21 protein-coding genes are annotated in these 21,965 nt (G+C 58.6%); 9 read left to right on the top strand and 12 right to left on the bottom strand.

Annotated features, from left to right (window positions below):
* Window positions 1-46 precede the first annotated feature (46 nt).
* From HMPREF3096_RS12675 to tehA, 3 genes are all read right to left on the bottom strand, one after another.
* Entirely contained in the window at window positions 47-715 is a 669-nt protein-coding gene (locus HMPREF3096_RS12675; RefSeq protein WP_008804669.1) for a DUF3313 domain-containing protein, read from the bottom strand.
* Between the two features lie 264 nt (window positions 716-979).
* On the bottom strand, window positions 980-1,576 hold the full coding sequence (gene tehB / locus HMPREF3096_RS12680; protein WP_070544494.1) for a tellurite resistance methyltransferase TehB: 597 nt from the start codon (window positions 1,574-1,576) through the stop codon (window positions 980-982).
* Window positions 1,573-2,577 (bottom strand): dicarboxylate transporter/tellurite-resistance protein TehA, encoded by a 1,005-nt coding sequence (tehA, locus tag HMPREF3096_RS12685; protein ID WP_039103663.1) that lies wholly within the window; start codon window positions 2,575-2,577, stop codon window positions 1,573-1,575. The genes tehB and tehA overlap by 4 nt, the downstream gene beginning before the upstream one ends.
* Before the next feature lie 111 nt (window positions 2,578-2,688).
* Between tehA and ydcK the strand changes: the two genes are divergently transcribed.
* Window positions 2,689-3,669: a YdcK family protein gene (gene ydcK / locus HMPREF3096_RS12690; protein WP_008804666.1), complete on the top strand. Its 981-nt coding sequence runs from the start codon at window positions 2,689-2,691 to the stop codon at window positions 3,667-3,669.
* Here the strand turns inward: ydcK and rimL are convergent.
* Both rimL and HMPREF3096_RS12700 read right to left on the bottom strand, forming a co-directional pair.
* On the bottom strand, window positions 3,655-4,233 hold the full coding sequence (gene rimL / locus HMPREF3096_RS12695) for a 50S ribosomal protein L7/L12-serine acetyltransferase (RefSeq protein WP_032730517.1): 579 nt from the start codon (window positions 4,231-4,233) through the stop codon (window positions 3,655-3,657). The two genes, ydcK and rimL, sit on opposite strands and share 15 nt — an antisense overlap.
* 53 nt (window positions 4,234-4,286) lie before the next feature.
* Window positions 4,287-5,942, bottom strand: a complete 1,656-nt coding sequence (locus HMPREF3096_RS12700; RefSeq protein ID WP_012541545.1) for a glucan biosynthesis protein D — start codon at window positions 5,940-5,942, stop codon at window positions 4,287-4,289.
* Between the two features lie 439 nt (window positions 5,943-6,381).
* Here HMPREF3096_RS12700 and HMPREF3096_RS12705 point away from each other — a divergent pair, with 439 nt between their 5' ends.
* On the top strand, window positions 6,382-7,470 hold the full coding sequence (locus tag HMPREF3096_RS12705) for an NAD(P)-dependent alcohol dehydrogenase (RefSeq protein ID WP_064169272.1): 1,089 nt from the start codon (window positions 6,382-6,384) through the stop codon (window positions 7,468-7,470).
* A gap of 54 nt (window positions 7,471-7,524) precedes the next feature.
* Here the strand turns inward: HMPREF3096_RS12705 and HMPREF3096_RS12710 are convergent, their stop codons facing one another.
* Both HMPREF3096_RS12710 and HMPREF3096_RS12715 read right to left on the bottom strand, forming a co-directional pair.
* The gene (locus HMPREF3096_RS12710; RefSeq protein WP_012541543.1) at window positions 7,525-9,030 is read right to left on the bottom strand and encodes a carboxylesterase/lipase family protein; all 1,506 of its coding nucleotides are present in this window, start codon (window positions 9,028-9,030) and stop codon (window positions 7,525-7,527) included.
* A gap of 41 nt (window positions 9,031-9,071) precedes the next feature.
* Window positions 9,072-10,415, bottom strand: coding sequence for a 2-oxoadipate dioxygenase/decarboxylase HglS (locus HMPREF3096_RS12715; protein ID WP_008804661.1), 1,344 nt, complete (start codon window positions 10,413-10,415; stop codon window positions 9,072-9,074).
* A 239-nt stretch (window positions 10,416-10,654) separates the two neighbouring features.
* Between HMPREF3096_RS12715 and pcaH the strand changes: the two genes are divergently transcribed.
* From pcaH to HMPREF3096_RS12735, 4 genes are all read left to right on the top strand, one after another.
* Window positions 10,655-11,395, top strand: a complete 741-nt coding sequence (pcaH, locus tag HMPREF3096_RS12720; RefSeq protein WP_008804660.1) for a protocatechuate 3,4-dioxygenase subunit beta — start codon at window positions 10,655-10,657, stop codon at window positions 11,393-11,395.
* Window positions 11,392-12,012: a protocatechuate 3,4-dioxygenase subunit alpha gene (gene pcaG / locus HMPREF3096_RS12725; protein WP_008804659.1), complete on the top strand. Its 621-nt coding sequence runs from the start codon at window positions 11,392-11,394 to the stop codon at window positions 12,010-12,012. The genes pcaH and pcaG overlap by 4 nt, the downstream gene beginning before the upstream one ends.
* Before the next feature lie 175 nt (window positions 12,013-12,187).
* Window positions 12,188-13,111 (top strand): LysR substrate-binding domain-containing protein, encoded by a 924-nt coding sequence (locus tag HMPREF3096_RS12730; RefSeq protein ID WP_012541541.1) that lies wholly within the window; start codon window positions 12,188-12,190, stop codon window positions 13,109-13,111.
* Between the two features lie 296 nt (window positions 13,112-13,407).
* The gene (locus HMPREF3096_RS12735; RefSeq protein ID WP_012541540.1) at window positions 13,408-15,780 is read left to right on the top strand and encodes a glucose/quinate/shikimate family membrane-bound PQQ-dependent dehydrogenase; all 2,373 of its coding nucleotides are present in this window, start codon (window positions 13,408-13,410) and stop codon (window positions 15,778-15,780) included.
* A 69-nt stretch (window positions 15,781-15,849) separates the two neighbouring features.
* On the opposite strand, the gene HMPREF3096_RS12740 is transcribed toward HMPREF3096_RS12735, so the two are convergent.
* From HMPREF3096_RS12740 to cybB, 3 genes are all read right to left on the bottom strand, one after another.
* Window positions 15,850-16,968: an S-(hydroxymethyl)glutathione dehydrogenase/class III alcohol dehydrogenase gene (locus HMPREF3096_RS12740; protein ID WP_008804656.1), complete on the bottom strand. Its 1,119-nt coding sequence runs from the start codon at window positions 16,966-16,968 to the stop codon at window positions 15,850-15,852.
* Window positions 16,969-16,992: 24 nt separating this feature from the next.
* Window positions 16,993-17,268, bottom strand: coding sequence for a metal/formaldehyde-sensitive transcriptional repressor (locus HMPREF3096_RS12745; RefSeq protein WP_004101746.1), 276 nt, complete (start codon window positions 17,266-17,268; stop codon window positions 16,993-16,995).
* 106 nt (window positions 17,269-17,374) lie between these two features.
* The gene (cybB, locus tag HMPREF3096_RS12750; protein ID WP_008804655.1) at window positions 17,375-17,902 is read right to left on the bottom strand and encodes a cytochrome b561; all 528 of its coding nucleotides are present in this window, start codon (window positions 17,900-17,902) and stop codon (window positions 17,375-17,377) included.
* Between the two features lie 273 nt (window positions 17,903-18,175).
* Between cybB and HMPREF3096_RS12755 the strand changes: the two genes are divergently transcribed.
* Window positions 18,176-18,544 (top strand): hypothetical protein, encoded by a 369-nt coding sequence (locus HMPREF3096_RS12755; protein ID WP_008804654.1) that lies wholly within the window; start codon window positions 18,176-18,178, stop codon window positions 18,542-18,544.
* A 9-nt stretch (window positions 18,545-18,553) separates the two neighbouring features.
* On the opposite strand, the gene HMPREF3096_RS12760 is transcribed toward HMPREF3096_RS12755, so the two are convergent.
* Both HMPREF3096_RS12760 and HMPREF3096_RS12765 read right to left on the bottom strand, forming a co-directional pair.
* Window positions 18,554-18,739 (bottom strand): hypothetical protein, encoded by a 186-nt coding sequence (locus HMPREF3096_RS12760; protein ID WP_008804653.1) that lies wholly within the window; start codon window positions 18,737-18,739, stop codon window positions 18,554-18,556.
* Window positions 18,740-18,981: 242 nt separating this feature from the next.
* A complete protein-coding gene (locus HMPREF3096_RS12765; RefSeq protein ID WP_012968054.1) occupies window positions 18,982-19,446 on the bottom strand; it encodes a winged helix-turn-helix transcriptional regulator in 465 nt (154 codons plus the stop codon).
* A 194-nt stretch (window positions 19,447-19,640) separates the two neighbouring features.
* Here HMPREF3096_RS12765 and HMPREF3096_RS12770 point away from each other — a divergent pair, with 194 nt between their 5' ends.
* Together HMPREF3096_RS12770 and add are read left to right on the top strand one after the other, a co-directional pair.
* Window positions 19,641-20,789, top strand: coding sequence for an MFS transporter (locus HMPREF3096_RS12770; RefSeq protein WP_032730522.1), 1,149 nt, complete (start codon window positions 19,641-19,643; stop codon window positions 20,787-20,789).
* A 157-nt stretch (window positions 20,790-20,946) separates the two neighbouring features.
* A complete protein-coding gene (add, locus tag HMPREF3096_RS12775) occupies window positions 20,947-21,948 on the top strand; it encodes an adenosine deaminase (protein ID WP_012541536.1) in 1,002 nt (333 codons plus the stop codon).
* Window positions 21,949-21,965 lie beyond the last annotated feature (17 nt).

The following is a 21,965-nucleotide window of genomic DNA, read 5'->3' on the forward strand; positions in this document are numbered from 1 at the left end:
GGAGACAGAAGAGAAACAGCGCCGTCGTCAGACGGCGCTGGCACGATTAACGCTGAGAGGGATCGAATTTGACGGCGTCGACCGCCATATCATCGATCACCTGCTTCAGGGTATCGACGGTCAGCGGCGTATTCTCATTCGCCAGGGTTTTGCCTTCCCCTTTACGAACAACCTTGATCACCGGCTTATTGGTGCTGGCGTCAATGACCTCCGCCTCAAAGTACAGATCGGTGTCCATGGTACGATGGCCGGTGGCGGCCTGGGTGCCGGCGACAATCATAGCGACCGGGATCACTTCATAGAACTGCAGCCCCTCTTTGCTGGAGTCCACCCCGGTGATCGCCCCGCGGAAGATGAGGCTGCGCTTGCCGGCGGTAGTGGCCAGCGGTTTACGCTCGGAAATAGCCTGTTTCAGCTCTTTGTTGGTGTAGTTAAGAATATCCTGCAGCGCCTTTTCCCCTACCTGGGTGGTCGGCTTCGGTACCGGATAGTAGGTCACCGGGTGATAAACGATATTGTCATAGTTGGCTGGATTGAAGTTCGGATCGATCCAGCGCAGCTCCGGCTTGCCGGAGGCAGAGGTCGTTTCTTTCAGGTTGGAATAATCTTTTAAGAAGCCCGAATACTGATTCGGTTGCGCCACTTTCGCCGCACAGCCGGTCAACGCCAATATTCCCGCCAGAGCGGCGACTTTCAGTAAAACGCGAGTACGCATAGAGAGATCCCTGTAAATGCAGTTTTTTTTCGGCAGACGTTATAGCAAATAGGACCCACTAGTTTTGTGACAAAAAAAAGGCTTCGTCAAGGAAGATTTATAAATATTGATAGGATGAACATTACGTTATTAAATAATCACTTAAAACAGGCAGAAGGCTGCTTTTTATCCCTCTTTTATACGGGGACTTCCTCGCTTATTTTCCCTGCTCTTCACCTTACTACGCGGCGCGGGCAACGTCCTGACTCCCCACGCCGCCGCGTCTCAGGCAGGCTTGCGCGCCAACAGGGTGGCGAAGCGCAATTTGATGCGATTGCCATTGGCGTCGGTGCGATGCAGCTCGCCGACGTCCTCATTGTATTTCAGCAGCTCCCAGCCCTGGTAATAATCACTAAGCTCATCGGGTTTAAAGGCAAACGGGAAGCCGACGGCGCAGGGATAATCTTCGGTATCCATTGCCGCCACAATCAGGTTAAAGCCGCCGGCAGCGGTGCAGCGCTGCATATTGGCGATCAGGCCCGGGATGGTGTCAGGCTCCAGGAACATCATCACCACGGTGGAGAGGATCAGGTCATATTCCCCATCAAAGGTCAGGCTATTGAGGTCTTTTACCGCGGTGCGGAGATTTTCCAGCGCCTCGGCAGCGCGAATACTTTCCAGATTATTGATGCTCACCGGATTTTTATCCCACGCCGTCACCGTGAATCCGTTCGCCGCCAGATAAAGGCTGTTACGCCCGTTGCCACAGCCCAGATCCAGCGCCCGCCCCGGCGGCACCACTGTCGCAGCATGCAGCACCTCGGAATGGGTGCGTGTCAGGCCATATTTATCACTAAAATAATCCGCGTCACGCGTTGTCATGATCCTTCCTTCTTATTCAGGAGTGTTTCCCGGTCGACCTGTACCAGCAGTTTCCCGCTCACCAACAGCAAAATTGTGCGCAGTAACAGCAGGCCGACAACCAGATTGCTAAAAATAAACAGCGGCATTGCCAGATGGTGAAAAAAGCCGTCCGCCCTGGCCTGGCCGAGATGCAGGCCGGTAGTGGCCAGCGCGGAAATACCGAACGAGAAGCTCCAGAAGGAAGCATTGAACGGCTGGCGAAGATACCAGGGCATCAGGCGCAGCATGAACAGTAGCTGCAGCAGGCCGTAACCAAACAGCAGCTTCGCGAAGGTATCCGCTTCCCCACCGTTGACGCTGAGCCAGGCGCTGCAGGCCACCAGCGCAGGCGCCAGTTGGATCCCCAGCGAGGTGCGCAGCGGCGTCGGCAGCTCGCCCGCGCTGCGCAGACGCTGGAGGATCGCCGGCTCGAGGCTCAACCAGGAAAAGACCCCGGCGCCGAGGAACACCAGCCCGGCGTCGGTAAATCCCAGCGCGCCGCAGGCCATCGCGCTAATGAAATTATTGGCCACCGTGGGCAGATAGAGCCCCGGCGTGGTGGCCTCGTGAGGATGCGTCCCCCGCCACAAGCCGCCACTTTGCCAGGCGGCATAGGCAAGCTGCAGCGCCACCCCCGGCACAAACAATCCCAGCGCCAGCGGTCGCCACCAGGGCACCAGCCCGATCGCCACCAGCAGCGTGGTGGCCGGAAACAGGCTGACAAAGCTGCTGCTGACCGGATGACGCATCTCCCGTAGCACGCTCGCCGGAAAGCGAATTGCCCGGCTGATAAACGCCATGCTGAGCAGAGTCCACATCGCGATCGCCAGCATCACCAGACCATCGCCGATGCTGCGGCTAACCGGCCAGAGCGTGCTGGCGTAGCGCCAGGCGAAGCCCATTCCGATGGTGCCGAGCACCATACCAAAATAGCCTGCCGGCAGGTTCAGCGCCTGCCGCGGCGTTTGCTTGCTCTTCATTTTGTTGATGATATCAATTTAATTTGAAGTTGCATTTTAAAGGAACCTTATCCCGCGCGCTACGGCGATCTTTGCTATGTTTATGTTAACCATAAGTAATGAGGATCGGGAATGCGTAAATACCGTCTCAGCGAACAGACCCGGCAGTATTGTTACCAGGAAGAGGCTGGCAAACAGAGCGTCACCCTGCGCCAGATAGTGGCGCTTATCGATTTCGCTGACGTCAAAGCAGGCAGCGAAGGCGGTTGGGTGGACGCGGAAAGCGCTCTCAGCCAACAGGGAGAGTGCTGGATCTACGATGCCAACAGCGTGGTTTTCGCCGGGGCAAGTATCCGCGACGACGCTCGCTTAACCGGGCCCTGCGTGGTCAGCCACGAGGCCGCCATCGGCGGACGGGCATGCATTCATGCCTCGCACATTAGCCATCACGCGCAGATAAGTGACAACGTCACGATTAATCATAGTCTGGTGCGCGGTTACTGTCGCCTCGCCGACGAGGCGCGTCTCCTGCCCCACTGCCAGGTGATTGCCGCCCGCGGGCTGACCGCCGATCGCGACAAAGTCCTGCAGATTTATCAGCGAGCCACCGTTAGCGCCTCGCGTATTCTTCATCAGGCGCAAATCTACGGCGATGCCTTTGTCGAGCACGCTTTTGTCGAACATCGGGCAGAAGTGTTCGACCAGGCAAGACTGGAGGGGAACGAAGAAAACGACGTCTGGGTGTGCGATAACGCCCGGGTTTATGGTCATGCGCGACTGATCGCCGGTCGCGGAGAGGATGCCATTCCCACCGTGCGCTACAGTTCGCAGGTGGCGGAGAATGCGGTGATTGAAGGCAACTGCCTGTTAAAGCACCGGGCGATGGTCGGGGGCGAGGCGCAGCTGCGCGGTGGTCCGATTCTGCTCGACGACGATGTGCTGATCCAGGGGCGGACAGTCATCATCGGCGATGTGATCGTTGAGCACCAGGTCTCCATCAATGACGAGGTGCAGATTGCCGCACAGGAGGGAGAGGCCATTCATCTGCGCGGCCCGAAAACGCTTGACGGCCAGCAGCACATCACCCGCACGCCGCTGTTAGGCGCCCTCTAGCGCCTCGTCGCGGTCAATAATGCGCGAATAGATATTCTGATCGTCATAGCTGCCGTTCAGATACTCGGCCTGCCTGAGGCAACCTTCAAGAACGAACCCATTGCGCAACGCCACCTGGTTACTGCGGGTATTGGCCACCCGGCATTTGATCACAAACCGGCGCACCAGCCCGCTGTGGGCATAATGGTGGATAAAGGCCTGCAGGGAGCGGGAAAGCAGCCCCTGCCCCTGGTGATCTTCATCGATCCAGTAACCGATATAGGCCGTTTTGTTCTGCGGCTCGATCTGGTTGAACGACAGAACGCCAACGAGTCGATGGTCGAGAAACAGCAAAAACATTTTGGCGTAATCCCGCTGATGCAGAATCACGTTACCCTGCACATGGCGGCGGGTCTCCTCTTCGCTGTTCACTTCGGCGGGCCAGTTGAGCGATTGCTGCAGCCAGTGGCGGTTTTTCACCACCAGCTGGTGCAGATCGCTGACGTAGCGCTCATCAATCGCGATAAGCGTCAGTGCGTCGGTCACCGGGATCGTCTCAGGTACTGCGGGAATATCTGTAGTCATGGGGCTCTCTACTGGCCCGCAGGCGTTGCTTGCGGGCCGCGGCTGTCACGGGATTATTTCATGATCCGGTCGTCAACGTAGTTACGTTTATCCGGCGCCGGCGGGAAGTACTGATAGAGCCAGGTTTCGCTGATGGCTTCGCCCTGACAGCGCAGGAACAGGCGCATCTCCACCGGGTCGGTCGAGTCGGAGGTCGGATACCAGTCGAAGAGGATCCGGTAGCCATCGAACGGCTCGACGTAGAGGATCTCAATCTGCTTCGCTTCCCCGCTGGAGAGGGTGATCACCGGTTCAATACCGCGCGGCGCGGCGGCCTTCAGATCGCCGCCGACAAAATCGATGGCAAAACGACGCGCCCACTTATCCGGATAGTGCTCGCCCGGCGCCCAGCCTTCCGGGAAGCCCCCCATCCCGGTGCGGGTGGCGAGCACACGCGCCAGCGGGGTGCTCACCGGCGGCTGCGCGCTCCAGTAGAGACGGTAGCGGAAGTCCAGTTCGTCGCCCGCCTTCACCGCTTTTTCCGGCTGCCAGAAGCAGACGATATTATCCAGCGTTTCGCCGGTGGTGGGGATCTCCATCAGGCTGACCGCCCCTTTCCCCCACTGGTTACGCGGCTCAACCCACAGGCTGGGGCGCTTGTTATACCAGCCCATCACGTCCTGGTAATGGGAGAAATCGCGGTCCAGCTGCAGCAGACCGAAGCCGCGCGGGTTCTTGTCCTGGAAGGCGTTGAACTGCAGCTTCTGCGGGTTATTCAGCGGCCGGCAGACCCATTCGCCGTTCCCCAGCCACATCGACAGCCGATCGGAGTCGTGGATCTGCGGGTGGATGGTATCGCACATCCGGCGCTCGTTGTTGCCACAGCTGAACATACTGGTCATCGGCGCGATACCCAGCTGTTTGATGTCCTTGCGGGCATAAAGGTGATTTTCCACGTCCATGATGACCTGGGTATCCTGGCAATGGATGGTGAACTTGTAGGCCCCGGTGATGCTCGGGCTATCCAGCAGCGCGTAAACGGTAAAGACCGTGGCGTCCCCTTTAACCGTTTCGAACCAGAAGGAGGTGAAATCAGGGAACTCTTCCGGGGTATCGGTAAAGGTGTCTACCGCCAGCCCACGAGCCGACAAGCCGTACTGGTAGGTGCTGTCTACCGCGCGGAAATAACTGGCGCCAAGGAACGCCACGATATCGCGGCGCGCCAGCTCCGGCGCTTTAAACACCCGGAATCCGGCGAAGCCGAGGTCGGACTGCCCTTCCAGCTGGCGGGTGTCGACCCCGGCGTCATTGTACTTAAACAGCTCAGGGCGGAAATGGATCTCGCGCGCCTGCTGAGTGGCGGCGTCAAGAGAGAACATCCGCACGCGGCGACGGAACCCCATCCCGACGTGGAAAAACTGGATGTCCAGTTTGCGTTCTTCGATGTTGTTCCACAGCGAGTGGTTGGCGTCATACTGGATGCTGTTATAAGCCTGCGGAGTCAGATTGGCCAGCGTCGGCGGCAGATCGCGCGGGGCGCCGCCCCATGGCTGGCGCGCCAGATCGTGGGCCATCGCCTGCAGCACGGTGTAATCGAAACGACGCGTTTGCCCGTCGGCAATACCCGCGTCTTCGGCAAAAGCGGCCTGACTGAATAAGGAAGCGACTCCTGACGTCCCGCATACGGCGGCAACAGCCATGGAAGATTTAAGAAAACGTCTGCGGTTCATGCCTGAGAAAGCGTCCTTCTGCACGGGTGAATTGATTCGCAACGCGTCATCACGCTGCGTGATAAATTCCGCCCACTCTAGACAAAAACGATTAATAATCCAATTGTTGCCCGCAGAAAAAAGGTAAAAAAGCCCTGTCTACCGGAACAACCCGTTTTTTTACTTTTCCTTCGACGTGCGGCCGGGGAAAGAACAGACTGCCGGCCGCTTTTTCGCCTGACCATTGAGCGGATAGCTCTTCCTCGCTGCGGTATATTCATCACACCTATGCCCCGCCGCCCTGCGTTTTTTTTAGGCACGATTGGCGCAAATTTCCGCCACATCCGGTGCTAACTTTTCACCGGTAACCGCTATATTTCTTCATGTTAGCGGCCAACACGGGAGAGCCGTTCGGGCTGTCCCGCCACGCTCTCCAGGGAATTCATTCAGGAGTCATGCCATGCAAGTGAAAGCAGCCGTCACGCTGGGCTACCAGCAACCTTTCGTCATCAAGGATGTCGACGTCTCCCTTCCGGGGAAGGATGAGATATTAGTGAAAATTGTCGCCACCGGGGTCTGTCATACCGACGCGGTGATGCGCGATAACCCGGGAGTGGTGCCTATGCCTGCCATCCTCGGCCATGAAGGCGCCGGGATCGTCGCCAGCGTCGGGGAGGCAGTCAGCGGTATCAGAGTCGGAGACCACGTGGTGCTCAGCTATGCCGCCTGCCACCATTGCGAAAATTGTTTAAGCAACCACCCTTCAGCTTGCGAAGATTTTAATACGCTTAATTTTGGCGGCCGACGCGAGGATGGCACCACCCCCTATCGGCTGGGCGATCAGGATCTGTCCCTGTTCTTTGGCCAGTCGTCCTTCAGCCAGTATGTGGTCACCCGCGCCAGCAACGCCGTGGTGGTCGACCCGGAGGTCGATCTCACCCTGCTCGGCCCGCTGGGCTGCGGCATCCAGACCGGCAGCGGGACGGTGCTCAACCGCCTGAAACCGGTGATTGGGGAATCCATTGTGGTGTTTGGCTGCGGCGCCGTGGGGCTCAGCGCCATCATGGCGGCGAAATTAACCGGCTGCTCTCAGATCATCGCTGTCGATATTCATGCCAGTCGCCTCGCCCTGGCGGGCGAACTGGGCGCCACCCATCAGATCAATGGCAAGGAACAGGATGCCGTGGACCTGATCAAACAGATCACCGGCAAAGGCGCTCACTACGCGGTGGAAACCACCGGCGTATCGGCCATCGTGCTGCAGGCCGTACACGCGGTGAAACCATTAGGTACGGTGGCCATCGTCGGCTTTACCGGGGATATCACCTTTAACGTGCAGAACGATCTGATGGCGGAGGGCAAGTCGCTGGTCGGGGTGATTGAAGGCGATGCCGTCCCGGCGCTGTTTATTCCGCTGCTGGTGCAGCAGTACAAGCAGGGGAAATTCCCCATCGATAAGCTTATCGTTCGCTATCCGCTGGCCGATATCAACCAGGCTTTCGCCGATTCGGCGTCTGGCAAGGTGATAAAGCCCGTGGTTGTGATGTGAGTGAATGCCGCCACCAACCGGTGGCGGCAGTTGCTCAGCCGCACCTCAGCGCATTTACTCCAGCGTCACGTGATGCTTCATCACCCGGCGAAACAGCGCCAGCCGGGCGCGCATAAAGCGATTTTCCACTTTAAAGCCGGCACGCTTATGCAGGCCAATGCGCAACAGACGATCCCGTCCGCGCAGGCACGCTGGCCAGCGTACCGCGCCGGCAAGCGCCTGGTCGCCGCTGGCGACGCGGGCAAACTGGGCCCAATAGTCAGCCACCTGAGCGGCGAAGGCCAGATCCGCTTCGCTGGCATACTGACACACCGGGTCGGTCAACCGCAGGTTATCAAACACGTAGGGCACCTCGTTGCCATGCCAGGCGCCGTGCGGATAGGTGTCATGCTCCGCCTCCGCAACATAATCAAACCAGTAGCGCCAGCACGGCTGCCCCACGCGCTGCTGCGCCTGCATCACCACATAGCCGAGGGTGGTGAAGGCCATGTCGCGGCACACTTCCCGCCCCAGCGCCTCATCGCCCTTCACGCCGGGATAAAGGAGTTTGATCAGCCCCAGTCCCAGGCGGCGCTCACGGCGCAGCTTCTGGATCTGCCCGGCGATATCGACGCCAAACACGGCCATCACGCTGGCTTCATCGCTGTTGGAGCCGATCATCACCGGCATTGGATGCTGGCGCCCGGCAAAAAAGGTCTCCAGCATCGGTTGCGGCAGCACCGCGTCGCCGACGATGGGGGCCGGCCCTGTGTTCAGCGGCGCGGTGAGCGACCAGAAGGCCTCCGCCGGGATCGCCCGCAATTCCTCAGCGCTGGCTTGCGGTAAGGCAAAGTGTTCCGCCAGCAGGCGGCCTTTCTCCAGCGCCTTCTCTCGCGGCAGGTCGGGTAACGTATACCCGCTCTGAATAATCGCTTTATGGAACACCCCTTTCGCTTTCGGCGAGGCCATCAGCGACAGCACGCTGCGCGCCCCGGCGGATTCGCCAAACAGCGTGACGTTGGCGGCATCCCCGCCGAAGGCGTGGATATTCTCCTGAACCCACTGCAGGGCGGCAATCTGATCGAGCAGCGCGAAATTATAGAGACGTTCGCCCGCCTCTTCTTCCAGCGCCGGATGGGCGAAAAAGCCGAGATGGCCCAGCCGGTAGTTGACCGTCACCACCACCACATCGCGGCTGGCTAACGCTTTGCCATCGTAAGGCGGCAGGCTGCCGGCGCCGATGGTAAACCCGCCGCCGTGCAGCCAGACCATCACCGGCAGCGGCTGCGCCGCAGCAGCAGGTGCCCAGATATTGAGATATAAGCAGTCTTCGCTGAAAGCGCCGGGATCGCCGCCGCCGAGCTCACGGCAGTAGTCAATGTCCTGCCAGCTGGCGGCGGAAAAGGCGTCGGCCTGGCGGACGCCCTGCCAGCGGGCAGGAGGCTGCGGCGCGCGCCAGCGCAGCGGGCCCACAGGCGGCGCGGCATACGGAATGCCGCGCCAGATATGGATCCCCTGCTCTGCGCTCCCGGATACGGTTCCCTGGCGGGTTTTCGCCAACGGTTTCGACGGATGTTGCATAACCTGCTCCCTGTAAGGCTGATGCCAGCAGGGTACTGATTTTACAGCAGACCGCAACGTCGTTTGCTGCGCTCCTCCGCCTGTCGGTACAGGGCAAACTCATCCTCCACCGGGCAGCCCAGCGCCGTCTCAAAGGCTTCGCGGCTGGCATTCCCGTGGCTGCGCGCCTGCGTTTCGTTGCCCAGATTAGACTGAAAAATGCCCGCCGCGCTGACCGGTAAAAAATCTTCATAAATAATCGGCTGGGCGACCACCCACCCGCGCTCAATCAGCGGCTGCGGATCGTCCCCCGGGCGAAACGCCTGGCGATGCGCCTCGCCGGCGGGCGTCAGGCGGTAGCGAAACCAGGCCAACCCCTGCTGACGAAGCAGAAATTCGCTGTCGGGGAATTCGCGGAATACCTCCTGCAGATGCAGCTGATGGCTGAGATTGTCCTTTCCTGTCCCTGCCGCCTGCAGCAGTCGGTCGTACAGTGCGCGTCCTTTTGGCGTTAGCGCAATGCCGCGTTGCTCAATTTCGCCAAAGCGGGCGCTGTGGGTGCCTTTATGCTCACCGGCGAACATCACCGGCTCCTCAAGCGCCTTAAAGCTGGTCTGCCGCAGGAGGATCGGGACCTCCCGGCGCGGTGGCCCTTCAATCAGCGCTTTGGGTTCAATACCACACTCGGGCATCAGGGCCTGGGCGCGGTCAATATCCAGCGTCCGCGGCGTGAGGTGATTGATATGGCATCCCGGAAAGCAGACCACATCGGCAATCAGGCGGTGCTCGCGATGCAGAGCATGGTAGGTCTCCTCATCGACGGTGGCATGCCGGTGCCAGCGGAAGGTCTCCAGCGCCTCCTGCACAAACTCGCGCGCGTCGGCAGAGGTGAATTCGCCCTCAGCTTCATACTGCGCAATCAGCGCCAGACAGCGGGGGGTAAAGATTTTGCGCCGGGCAAGGATGGCCTCGGCCCGCTCGCGCAGGGCGCGATTTTCAATCAGCTCCAGGCGCAGCAGCGAGGTGAAAACCCGAAACGGATTGCGCGCCAGCGCGGCATCGTCGATGGGACGAAAGGCCGTGGAATGGACCGGCACGCCGGCCTGTGAGAGATCGTAATAGCTGACGGGATACATCCCCATGATGGCAAACATGCGACGCAGCGTCGCCAGTTCCTCCGCTGTGCCCACGCGGATTGCGCCGTGGCGCTCCACGTTTAAGCGCGCCAGCTCGTCGGCATTGGCCAGTTGTTCATGCAGCTGCGGATTATTTTCCAGTACCGCCAGATTGACGTCAGCCACCAGCTCCAGCAGCGTCCCGTATTGCGGAACTTCCTGCTGGTACATAGCCGACATGGCCTGCGAAAACTGCTCCCGAATCTCATCAGCCGTGATGGTGTTCGCCATGATGTGTTACCTCCAGTGAATACTTCCTGGAGTGTAGGAAAGCTGCCTCCTGGCGGGGGGAAGAATTTACAAACTGTGATGGCGATAACCTGCTTCCGCTAGCAGTCATTGCACAAAACATAACCCACGGTTATGAAAAACACCCGGTAATTTCACTTTAAATTAACAATACATTTACACACACTGTTTCTGGCGACATTACAACAACATGCCCCTCTACCGTCTACACGGAGTACCCGATGAACGACAAATGGTCCCCGCGCGAGGTTATCCATCGCGATTACAGTAGCCACCCGCCCGCTTACGCGCCGGGCTATAAAACCAGCGTCCTGCGCTCACCGAAGAATGCCCTGATCTCCCTGCAGAACTCATTGTCAGAGATCACCGGGCCGGTCTTTAGCCGTGACGATCTGGGCCCTCTGGATAACGATCTTATCCTTAATTACGCCAAAGAAGGCCTGCCGATTGGCGAGCGGATCATTGTGCACGGTTACGTGCGCGATGGTTTTGGCCGACCGATGAAAAACACCCTGGTGGAAGTCTGGCAGGCCAATGCCGGCGGCCGCTACCGACATAAAAAAGATCAGTATCTGGCCCCGATTGACCCGAACTTCGGCGGCTGCGGCCGGGTGCTGACCGATGAAAACGGCTATTACTGTTTTCGCACTATCAAGCCCGGCCCCTACCCGTGGCGTAACCAGGCCAGCGACTGGCGTCCGGCGCATATTCATTTCTCGCTCTCGGGTGAAGCCTGGGCGCAGCGCCTGATCACTCAGATGTATTTCGAAGGCGATCCGCTGATCAAACAGTGTCCGATCGTCCGAACCATTAATAATGACGACGCCGTGCGCACGCTGATCGCCGAGCTGGACATGCACGCCGCCGTACCGCTGGATTGTCTGGCCTACCGCTTTGACCTTGTTCTGCGCGGCCATCGCGCCACGCTGTTTGAAAATCGCACTCAGGGGGCCGCCCGATGAAAGAGTATCTGCCTGAAACCGCCTCGCAGACGGCGGGACCCTATGTTCATATCGGTCTGGCGCCTGACGCCGCGGGCTTTCATATTTTTGAGAAAAACTTTGGCCCGGTCCTCACCACCGCGGATACCACCGGGGAGCGGATCACCATTGAAGGCCGGGTTATCGACGGCTCCGGAACACCGGTCCGTGATGTGCTGCTGGAGATCTGGCAGGCCAACGCCGCAGGACGCTATAACCATCCTGACGACCGTCAGCAGCAGAAAGCTGTCGACCCGGGCTTCCGCGGCTGGGGGCGTACCTGCTCTGATTTCACCTCCGGCGTCTGGCGCTTTGACACCATTAAGCCGGGCCCGGTTGTCGGCCGCGATGGCCGCCTGATGGCGCCGCACGTCAACCTGTGGGTGGTCGCCCGGGGGATCAACATCGGCCTGAACACACGGATGTATTTCGCCGATGAACATGAGGCCAACGCCAGCGACCCGGTGCTGAATCTGATCGAGTGGGAAGTGAGACGCAAAACCTTAATCGCCGAACGCGAGGTTCGTGGTTCGGAAGTGGTCTATCGCTTCGATATTTATCTGCAGGGCGAAAACGAAACCGTCTTTTTCGATATCTAGCGGCCACGCCGATAAACGCCTTCCCCTCGTCCTGCGGGGGGAAGGCGTTTTAAACCGTGGGGAAAGATCTTGTAATGTAATCAGGTCAAATGTTAATAATATTTTGCTATCTGGTTATCAAATTTAAACAAGGCCGCTTGTCTCTTTCACCGCTGTGTTTTTAACATCATCTACTATGGAAAAAAATGGTCTCTTCAGTCAGCGCATTCGCTTGCGCCATCTACACACCTTCGTGGCCGTCGCTCAACAGGGAACGCTGGGGCGCGCGGCTGAAACTTTAAATCTGAGCCAGCCTGCACTCTCGAAAACGCTTAACGAGCTTGAACAGCTAACCGGTACCCGGCTGTTCGAGCGGGGCCGCCTGGGGGCGCAACTCACCCTGGTCGGCGAACAGTTTCTGACTCATGCCGTTAAGGTCCTTGATGCCCTTAACTCAGCGGGTCAGGCGCTGAACCGTAAAGAGGGGCTGAATAACGACATTGTGCGTATCGGCGCGCTGCCTACCGCCGCGCTGGGGATCCTGCCAACGGTGATCGGCCAGTTCCATAAGCAGCAAAAAGACATCACGCTGCAGGTCGCCACCATGAACAACACCATGCTGCTGGCGGGGTTAAAATCCGGGGAGATCGATATCGGTATCGGACGCATGTCCGACCCGGATCTGATGAGTGGACTCAACTATGAACTGCTGTTCCTCGAATCCCTGAAACTGGTGGTTCGCCCGGGACACCCCCTGCTTCAGGAGACCGTGACCCTGAGCCGGGTAATGGAGTGGCCCGTCGTCGTTTCGCCGAAGGGCACCGTACCGCGGCAAAACGCCGAAACGTTGCTCCAGAGCCAGGGCTGTAAAATGCCCGCCGGCTGTATCGAGACCCTCTCGGCTTCGCTGTCACGCCAGCTGACGGTCGATTTTGACTATGTGTGGTTCGTACCTTCCGGAGCGGTGAAAGACGATCTTCGCCGGGGTGTGCTGAGCGCCCTGCCGATTGCCACCCAGGGCGCCGGAGAGCCCATCGGCATTCTGACCCGCGTCGATGCGACGCTCACGCCAGGTACGCAAACCTTGCTCAGCGCCATCCGCAAGTCAATGCCTGCCTGACCCCGCTTTCTCCCCGGTAGCCCTGCCGGGGAGCCTACGTACGTCGATGTGGTGCGACGGACGGCGCAACACATTTAGCAAAATAATCATTTAGTGCGAAATCATTCATTAACAATTGCGTAAATTTCTTTAACAGATCTATCATATCGCGATTTCACCAAATGGTTCATTTGAAATCACATCAAGCAATAAACCTGCGTTTATGAAGGTACAAACCTCTTCATTCAAAAATAAAACAGAAAACACCTGTTTCATTTGGTTCACGATGAAGTGGCGGGAGTGGTTAAGGAGATTACATGGCAACTGGCAACGCGCCGCGCGGATTCCCCCGGATCCTGCAGTGGCTTCTCGCCGGACTGATGCTCATCATCGGTCTGGCTGTGGGTATTCTTGGGGCAAAACTGGCCCTCGTCGGCGGTACACTGTACTTCGCGCTGATGGGCGTGGTCATGGTCATCGCGGCGGTGTTGATTTTCCGCAACCGCCGCGGCGGTATTCTGTTATACGCCGTGGCGTTTATCGCCTCGGTGATCTGGGCGATTAGTGACGCTGGCTGGAGCTACTGGCCGCTCTTCTCGCGCCTGTTTGCGCTCGGCGTCCTGGCCTTCCTTGCCGCCCTGGTCTGGCCTTTCCTCGCCAGCCCACCGGCAAAAAAAGGCCCGGCATATGGCGTCGCCGCCGTTCTCGCCGTGGCGCTGGCGGTGAGCTTTGGCTGGATGTTCAAATCCGAACCACTGGTTAGCGCCACTGAAGCGGTGCCAGTGAAGCCCGTCGCGCCGGGCGAACAGCAGAAAAACTGGGCGCACTGGGGTAATACCACCCACGGCGACCGTTTCGCCGCGCTGGACCAAATCAACAAACAGAACGTCAACCAGCTGCAGGTGGCCTGGGTGGCGCATACTGGCGATATCCCGCAGAGCAATGGCTCCGGGGCGGAAGATCAAAACACCCCGCTGCAGATTGGCGATACTCTCTACGTCTGCACCCCTTACAGCAAAGTGCTGGCGCTGGATGTGGACAGCGGAAAAGAGAAATGGCGCTATGACTCCAAATCCTCTTCGCCCAACTGGCAGCGCTGCCGCGGCTTAGGCTATTACGAAGATAGCCAGGCGCAAACCGCGCCAGCGTCAGGCACGCAGCCTGCCGCCTGTTCCCGTCGTCTGTTCCTGCCGACGATCGACGCCCGCCTGATCGCCATTGATGCCGATACCGGCAAACTGTGCGAAAGCTTCGGCGATGGCGGTATTGTCGACCTCAGCGTCGGCATGGGTGAAGTGAAAGCGGGCTACTATCAGCAGACCTCCACCCCGCTGGTAGCGGGCAATGTGGTAGTGGTGGGCGGCCGCGTCGCGGATAACTACTCCACCGGCGAACCGCCGGGCGTGGTCCGCGCGTTTGACGTCCACACCGGCAAACTGGCGTGGGCGTGGGATCCCGGCAATCCAGCGCTGACCGGTGTTCCGCCGGAAGGCCAGACCTATACGCGCGGTACGCCAAACGTCTGGTCGGCGATGTCCTACGACGCGAAGCTGAATCTGATCTATCTGCCAACCGGCAACGCCACGCCAGATTTCTTTGGCGGCGAACGTACCGCGCTGGATGATAAATACAGCTCCTCTATCGTGGCTGTGGATGCCACCACCGGCCAGGTGCGCTGGCACTTCCAGACCACGCACCACGATCTGTGGGACTTTGACCTGCCGTCTCAGCCGCTGCTGTACGACCTGCCTGACGGCAAGGGCGGTACCACCCCGGTGCTGGTGCAGACCAGCAAGCAGGGCATGATCTTTATGCTCAACCGCGAGACCGGCGAGCCGGTGGCCAAAGTGGAAGAGCGTCCGGTACCGGCGGGCAACGTCAAAGGTGAACGCTACTCTCCGACGCAACCTTACTCGGTAGGGATGCCGATGATCGGCAACCAGACGTTGACCGAATCCGATATGTGGGGGGCGACACCGATCGACCTGCTGCTGTGCCGTATTCAGTTCAAAGAGATGCGCCATCAGGGCGTCTTTACCCCGCCAGGTGAAGACCGTTCCCTGCAGTTCCCGGGCTCGCTCGGCGGCATGAACTGGGGCAGCGTTTCGGTGGATCCGAACAACAGCCTGATGTTCGTCAACGATATGCGTCTGGGTCTCGCCAACTATATGGTGCCGCGCGCGAAGGTGGCGAAAGACGCCAGCGGGATCGAGATGGGCATCGTGCCGATGGAAGGTACGCCGTTTGGCGCCATGCGCGAACGTTTCCTGTCGCCGCTGGGCATTCCGTGCCAGAAACCGCCGTTCGGCACCATGTCCGCGGTGGATCTGAAAACCGGGAAACTGGTGTGGCAGGTACCGGTTGGCACCGTAGAAGATACCGGGCCGCTGGGGATCCGGATGCACATGCCCATTCCGATCGGCATGCCGACCCTTGGCGCGTCGCTGTCGACGCAGTCCGGACTGCTGTTCTTCGCCGGTACCCAGGATTTCTACCTGCGCGCCTTTGATACCGCGAACGGGAAAGAGATCTGGAAATCGCGTCTGCCGGTCGGTAGCCAGTCCGGCCCGATGACCTACGTCTCACCGAAAACCGGTAAGCAGTACATTATTATCAATGCTGGCGGCGCCCGTCAGTCACCGGATCGCGGCGATTACATTATCGCCTACGCGCTCCCGGATCATCACTGATCGACCTAAGCAAAAGGGCCCATCCGGGCCCTTTTTTTATCGGTGACGATACGCCATCAGCGTTAGCGATTACTGGTCGCCAAAGTGGATCACGGTGCGAATCGATTTGCCTTCATGCATCAGATCAAAGGCCTCGTTAATCTGCTCCAGCGGCAGGCGATGGGTAATAAACGGGTCGAGGCGAATTTTACCGGCCATGGCGTCCTCCACCATTCCCGGCAGCTGACTGCGCCCTTTCACGCCGCCGAAGGCGGAACCGCGCCACACGCGGCCGGTCACCAGCTGGAACGGACGGGTCTTGATCTCCTGGCCCGCACCGGCTACGCCGATGATCACGCTCTCACCCCAGCCTTTATGGCAGCACTCCAGCGCCGCGCGCATCACGTTGACATTGCCGATGCACTCGAAGCTGAAATCCACCCCGCCGTCGGTCAGTTCGACAATCACATCCTGAATCGGCTTATCGTAGTCGTTCGGGTTGATAAAGTCGGTTGCGCCCATCTCTTTTGCCAGGGTGAACTTATCCGGGTTGGTATCGACCGCCAGAATCCGTCCGGCCTGCGCCTGCACCGCGCCCTGGATCACCGCGAGACCAATGCCGCCCAGACCAAAGACCGCGACGCTATCCCCGGGCTTGACCTTCGCCGTGTTGTGCACTGCGCCGATACCGGTGGTGACACCGCAGCCCAGCAGGCACACTTTATCCAGCGGCGCCTGCGGATTGACTTTCGCCAGCGAGATCTCGGCGCAAACCGTATATTCGCTGAAGGTGCTGGTGCCCATATAGTGATAAATCGGTTCGCCGTTATAGGAGAAACGGGTGGTGCCGTCCGGCATCAACCCTTTGCCCTGGGTGGCGCGCACCGCCTGACAGAGATTGGTTTTACCCGACTTACAGAACTTGCACTCGCCGCATTCGGCGGTATACAGCGGGATCACGTGGTCGCCCGGCTTAAGGCTGGTGACGCCCTCGCCCACTTCCACGACAATCCCGCCGCCTTCATGGCCCAGTACCGCCGGGAAAACACCCTCTGGATCGTCGCCGGAGAGGGTAAAGGCATCGGTGTGACACACGCCGGTGTGGGTGATTTTCACCAGAACTTCGCCTTTCTTCGGCGGCGCGACGTCAATCTCAACGATTTTTAACGGCTGGCCAGGACCAAAGGCAACTGCTGCGCGTGATTTCATAACTGTCTCTTCCTCGTCGTGATGTTATTTTAAATAGGATCGTAGCAAATGACCGACCTCTGCCATTCTCGCGGCCCGCTGGTCCGGGGTGGTCTCGCCGCTAACCAGCTCGTCCTGCAGGTGGATCTCCACCATTTCGCCCATCAGGCCATTTGCCGCACCGCGAATCGAGGCAATCTGCTGCAGGATTGTCATGCAGGGTTCGCCGGACTCCAGCGCGCGCTCGAGGGCCTCGACCTGGCCGCGGATGCGGCGTACGCGACTGAGCGCCCGTTTTTTATCTTCAGGTGAATGTGGCACGATTACGCCTCCGTATCATATAGGGGGGTATACTATATTTTATTACCCATAAAGGCAAAAAAAACCCCGTCGCGGGACGGGGTCAGGCAAAAAGGGTAACGATCATTTAGCGCTTACGAGGCATCATCCGCAGCAGGGTATTATCTTTCCACCAGTAATGATGGACCAGCGCGGCAAGGGCATGCAGGCCAATGACGAAGTACCCGGCGTTGGCTAACCATTCATGGATCGCCTTCAGGGTATCCACCCGCTCAAAATCGCTCTGTGGGGCATACGGCATGGTCAGGCCAAAGGCGTACCAGGGATTTCCGCGCCAGTACATCATCACCATCCCGATCAGCGGCAAGGCAATAAATAGCAGATAGATAACCAGATGGCCGAGATGAGCAAAACCGGTCATCATCGGCGACGGTTTCGGCACGATCGGCGGCGCTGGCGACTTCAGCCGCACCAGCAAACGCGCCACCATCAGCGCGCAGATGGTGATCCCGCAGGAGACATGAATCATATTAATCAGCGGCCGGTCACTACGGGGAAAAAATCCACGTAGCTCCATTGCCGCATAAGCCACCACCACCAGCAAAAAGACCAACCAGTGAATACCGATCTGCAGGCCCGAATATTTATCGCGCATGGAATTTCCTTAATGGAAAGAGTGATATCGCCAACATAGCGGCCTTCTCTTAAATTTTCATTAACCTTTACGTTGAATTAACAATTGATTACCGCATTGCGCCGATCCGCTCCCGACCCGGGAAGGCGCAGCATGCCTCGACGTGCTGAAGCGAACAGGCAACCGGCAGTCGGTACGCTATTACAAAATTAAACAGTTTTGTCACCTTCCCCTGTCCTGTCCTTCTCTATAGTAGAGAGCATCTGTCGAGCCACGTTGCGCATGGAGATGAGAATGAAGAAAATCGGCTTAACGCTATTGTTGCTGGCGTCGCTGGCTGTCCCGGCTTTCGCTGCGGACTGCCAGCCTAACGGCATTGGCGGATCATTTTGCATAAACGATGATGGCACCACCACCGACACGGTACCGAATGAAGTGAATGGTATGGATACTTACTCAAACAATGGCGGGTATACCAGCTCCCTGCCCGATCAGTCGGGGGCCGATGAAGCGCTGGAAGGCTCGACGATGTCGACGCAACAGGATACGGTCGCCAGCAGCGGCCAGGGCGATAGCGCACTGGCTGGCCGCGACTGGCATGCACCGTCCAATCTCAATGATGGCGCCGCCACCTCCAGCATGAGTCTGCTGGATAAACCCTGAGATCGGATGCTAAGCGAGGCTCCAGCCTGCGGCGCCGATAGCGACGGCGAACAGCAGGCAGGCCAGCGCCGTTTTGCGTAACAGCATGGTATAGAATGAAATCGCAACGCCAATAAAGACCACAATCAGAATCGGCCACATGCTTAATAGCAGCAGCAGAAAACCCTCAATATTGTTATGGATTACGCTCTCCACATCCGCATCCTTGCCTCATCGTCGATAAAGTAAGCAGAATTTAATATGTAACATGAATACATTCAAATAAAATATAAATGCAAATGATTATGCACAGCATTCTGCGGCGGACGGAGGCTCGCCTGTCTCGGCGTCCTGGGGGTGCCATCAGGAGCCGCCACGAAAAGAGACGTCAGGATGGTTCCAGGACCACTTAGTGGTACGCTCGTACTCTTGCTGGGATCGCGCTCCCCTTCAGACCTTCATTCGCCGCTGATATCCGACACTACGCGCCGGCGATGGCAGTCGCCTGGTTGCAGTTTATCCCCCTGAGCGGAACGCACATCCAGATACTGAAGCGGCTGACCGTGTTCGTTATCCAGCAGGACAGAATAGGTTTCCCCCTGATCAAACATATAACGCTCTCCCCATTGCCGCATCGCCACAACAATGGGAAACACAGATCTCCCCTTTTCAGTCAGGACGTATTCCTTGTAGGCGCTGCCATCCGATGCCGGTAAAATCGCGAAAATACCGATATCGACCAGGTGCTTCAGCCGCGAGGCAAGGATATTTTTGGCCAGCCCTAGATTCTTTTGAAACTCGCTGAATCGCCGCACATCGTCAAATGCCTCGCGAATAATCATCAGGCACCAGCGCTCACCAATTGATTCCAGCGTCCTTGCCACCGGACATTCACTGGTTCTGAGTGATTCCTGTTTCGCCATCTGCGTGCTCTCCGTCAATCAGTCTGCTGTTGCCAGCTTAATCTCCCCTCGTAGCAGTTGCAAAAGAAAACCATTATGGCTAATTTTATAGGCATACTAGTTTTAAAAAGCAACCAGATCGCAGGCCTCTTATGAAATGCAAGGCAAGTTTGTGTACCGAGCACGAGATCCCGACAGCCTCCGCCCCTGTCACGATGCTGACCGCGGGGATAACGACGCTGTTTTCATTGACCTGCGCGCTGGCGGTAGCCAACGTTTATTCAGCTCAGCCTTTACTCGACTCGATGGCGGTCAGCCTGAAAGTGTCGCCCGGTATGATTGGCAGCGTCGTCACGGCAACGCAGGCGGGCTATGCCATTGGTTTGCTGTTCCTGGTTCCGCTCGGGGACGGGTTGAACCGTAAATACGTGGTGTTGACTCAGCTGTTGCTGTCAGTGGCGGCGTTAGTCGTGGCAGGGTTATCCCCTAATATCGCGATCCTGCTGGGGGCCATGCTGATCGTCGGGCTGATGGCCGTGGTGGTGCAGTTGATGGTGGCGTGGGTGGCGATACTGGCGACGCCGCAGAAACGAGGCCAGGCGGTAGGTACCCTGACCAGCGGCATTGTTTCAGGCATTCTTTTATCTCGTTTTATATCAGGGGCGATCGCTGATATCGCCGGCTGGCGAGCCGTTTATCTCACGGCTGCCTGTCTGATGTTGTTGATTGCCGGCGTCGTCTGGAAAGTCATGCCTTCGCCCCCGCCGCAGCCGCAAAAGCCCACTTATCTATCCTTACTGAAGTCAGTTTTTCAGCTGTACCTCACTGAACCGCAACTGAGAAAGCGCGGGATCCTGGCGCTACTGATCTTCGCCGCTTTCAGCATGCTGTGGACGACCATGGTCATGCCGCTCACCGCTCTTTCCCTGTCGCACACCCAGACAGGGATGTTTGGCTTAGCCGGCATCGCTGGCGTGCTGGCCGCCTCAAGGGCGGGCAGATGGGCTGACCAGGGATGGGCGCAGCGCACGACCGGCCTGGCGCTGGCGCTGCTGGCGCTCTCCTGGCTACCTATCGCCTTTGCCGAAACTTCTCTGCTCTGGCTGATAGCGGGCGTTATCGCACTGGACTTTGCGGTGCAGGCCGTTCATGTCACCAACCAGAGTCTGATTATTGCCGCCAGGCCTGCAGCGGCAAGCCGCCTGGTTGGGGCTTACATGTGTTTTTATTCGCTGGGCAGCGCGGCAGGCGCTATCGTCGCCACCCAGCTCTATTCTCACTGGGGATGGCAGGCGGTCTGCCTTGCCGGCGCCGCGGTCAGCGCCTGTGCTTTTCTGGTCTGGTCAGGATCGCGTCAATCATGAACGTCGTGCTCGCTGTAAAATGGCGCAGCGAAAAAGAGCGGAAAAGTGACCAGAGAAGCCCCAGCTGTTTGTATCGAATGGATTTTTTCAATGCTTTTAAACAGTTATGTACATGTTGTATAATGACGTGCACTTTAACTAAAAAAAGAGTGCGACCATGATTGATTCTTCATTGCCATTAACCGACATTCACCGCCACCTTGACGGTAACATCCGGGCCCAAACCATCCTCGATCTTGGCCGCGAGTTTAATATCGCCCTTCCCGCTTCCACCCTCGACACGCTGCGTCCCCACGTCCAGGTCACCAGCCTTGAGCCCGATCTGGTCAGTTTTCTCGCCAAGCTCGACTGGGGGGTAAAAGTCCTTGCCTCACTGGAAGCCTGCCGTCGCGTGGCATACGAGAACGTCGAAGACGCCGCGCGCAATGGCCTGCACTACGTTGAGCTGCGCTTCTCTCCCCGCTATATGGCGATGACCCACCAGCTTCCTGTCGACGGCGTAGTAGAGGCGGTGATCGCGGGCGTACGTGAAGGCAGCCGCGATTTTCAGGTCGACGCCCGCCTGATCGGCATTCTGAGCCGCACCTTCGGTGAAGCGGCCTGTCAGGAAGAGCTGGCGGCGCTGCTCGCCCACCGCGAGGGCATCACCGCGCTGGATCTGGCCGGTGATGAGCTGGGCTTCCCGGGCGCGCTGTTCCTCAACCATTTTAATCAGGCCCGCGACGCTGGCTGGCATATTACCGTCCACGCTGGCGAAGCGGCCGGACCGGAAAGTATCTGGCAGGCCATCCGCGAGCTGGGCGCGGAGCGCATCGGTCATGGGGTCAAAGCGGTAGAGGATCCGGCCCTGATGGACTACCTGGCCGAACATCAGATCGGCATTGAATCGTGCCTGACCTCGAATGTGCAAACCAGCACCGTGGCTTCGCTGGCCCAGCATCCGCTGAAGCAGTTCCTTGAGCACGGCGTGCTGGCGAGCCTCAACACTGACGATCCGGCGGTGCAGGGCGTCGATATCATTCATGAGTACACCGTGGCGGCGCCGGCGGCGGGCCTGAGCCGGGAGCAGATCCGTCAGGCGCAGATCAACGGTCTGACCCAGGCGTTTCTGAGCGAACAGGAAAAAGCCGCTCTCATTCAGCGGGTGGCGAAAGGTTGATCACCGGCCCGGCGGCA

Origin of the sequence: Klebsiella sp. HMSC25G12 (assembly GCF_001807705.1) — a bacterium.
GTDB classification, from domain to species: Bacteria; Pseudomonadota; Gammaproteobacteria; order Enterobacterales; family Enterobacteriaceae; genus Klebsiella; species Klebsiella variicola.

Coding starts and splice junctions, on each gene's coding strand:
- pcaH (WP_008804660.1), top strand. CDS start 10,655: ATGAACGACAAATGGTCCCCGCGCGAGGTTATCCATCGCGATTACAGT.
- HMPREF3096_RS12715 (WP_008804661.1), bottom strand. CDS start 10,415: ATGGCGAACACCATCACGGCTGATGAGATTCGGGAGCAGTTTTCGCAG.
- HMPREF3096_RS12675 (WP_008804669.1), bottom strand. CDS start 715: ATGCGTACTCGCGTTTTACTGAAAGTCGCCGCTCTGGCGGGAATATTG.
- HMPREF3096_RS12705 (WP_064169272.1), top strand. CDS start 6,382: ATGCAAGTGAAAGCAGCCGTCACGCTGGGCTACCAGCAACCTTTCGTC.
- HMPREF3096_RS12700 (WP_012541545.1), bottom strand. CDS start 5,942: ATGAACCGCAGACGTTTTCTTAAATCTTCCATGGCTGTTGCCGCCGTA.
- HMPREF3096_RS12735 (WP_012541540.1), top strand. CDS start 13,408: ATGGCAACTGGCAACGCGCCGCGCGGATTCCCCCGGATCCTGCAGTGG.
- HMPREF3096_RS12730 (WP_012541541.1), top strand. CDS start 12,188: ATGGAAAAAAATGGTCTCTTCAGTCAGCGCATTCGCTTGCGCCATCTA.
- HMPREF3096_RS12765 (WP_012968054.1), bottom strand. CDS start 19,446: ATGGCGAAACAGGAATCACTCAGAACCAGTGAATGTCCGGTGGCAAGG.
- add (WP_012541536.1), top strand. CDS start 20,947: ATGATTGATTCTTCATTGCCATTAACCGACATTCACCGCCACCTTGAC.
- ydcK (WP_008804666.1), top strand. CDS start 2,689: ATGCGTAAATACCGTCTCAGCGAACAGACCCGGCAGTATTGTTACCAG.
- pcaG (WP_008804659.1), top strand. CDS start 11,392: ATGAAAGAGTATCTGCCTGAAACCGCCTCGCAGACGGCGGGACCCTAT.
- HMPREF3096_RS12740 (WP_008804656.1), bottom strand. CDS start 16,968: ATGAAATCACGCGCAGCAGTTGCCTTTGGTCCTGGCCAGCCGTTAAAA.
- cybB (WP_008804655.1), bottom strand. CDS start 17,902: ATGCGCGATAAATATTCGGGCCTGCAGATCGGTATTCACTGGTTGGTC.
- HMPREF3096_RS12770 (WP_032730522.1), top strand. CDS start 19,641: ATGCTGACCGCGGGGATAACGACGCTGTTTTCATTGACCTGCGCGCTG.
- tehB (WP_070544494.1), bottom strand. CDS start 1,576: ATGACAACGCGTGACGCGGATTATTTTAGTGATAAATATGGCCTGACA.
- HMPREF3096_RS12710 (WP_012541543.1), bottom strand. CDS start 9,030: ATGCAACATCCGTCGAAACCGTTGGCGAAAACCCGCCAGGGAACCGTA.
- tehA (WP_039103663.1), bottom strand. CDS start 2,577: ATGAAGAGCAAGCAAACGCCGCGGCAGGCGCTGAACCTGCCGGCAGGC.
- rimL (WP_032730517.1), bottom strand. CDS start 4,233: ATGACTACAGATATTCCCGCAGTACCTGAGACGATCCCGGTGACCGAC.
- HMPREF3096_RS12755 (WP_008804654.1), top strand. CDS start 18,176: ATGAAGAAAATCGGCTTAACGCTATTGTTGCTGGCGTCGCTGGCTGTC.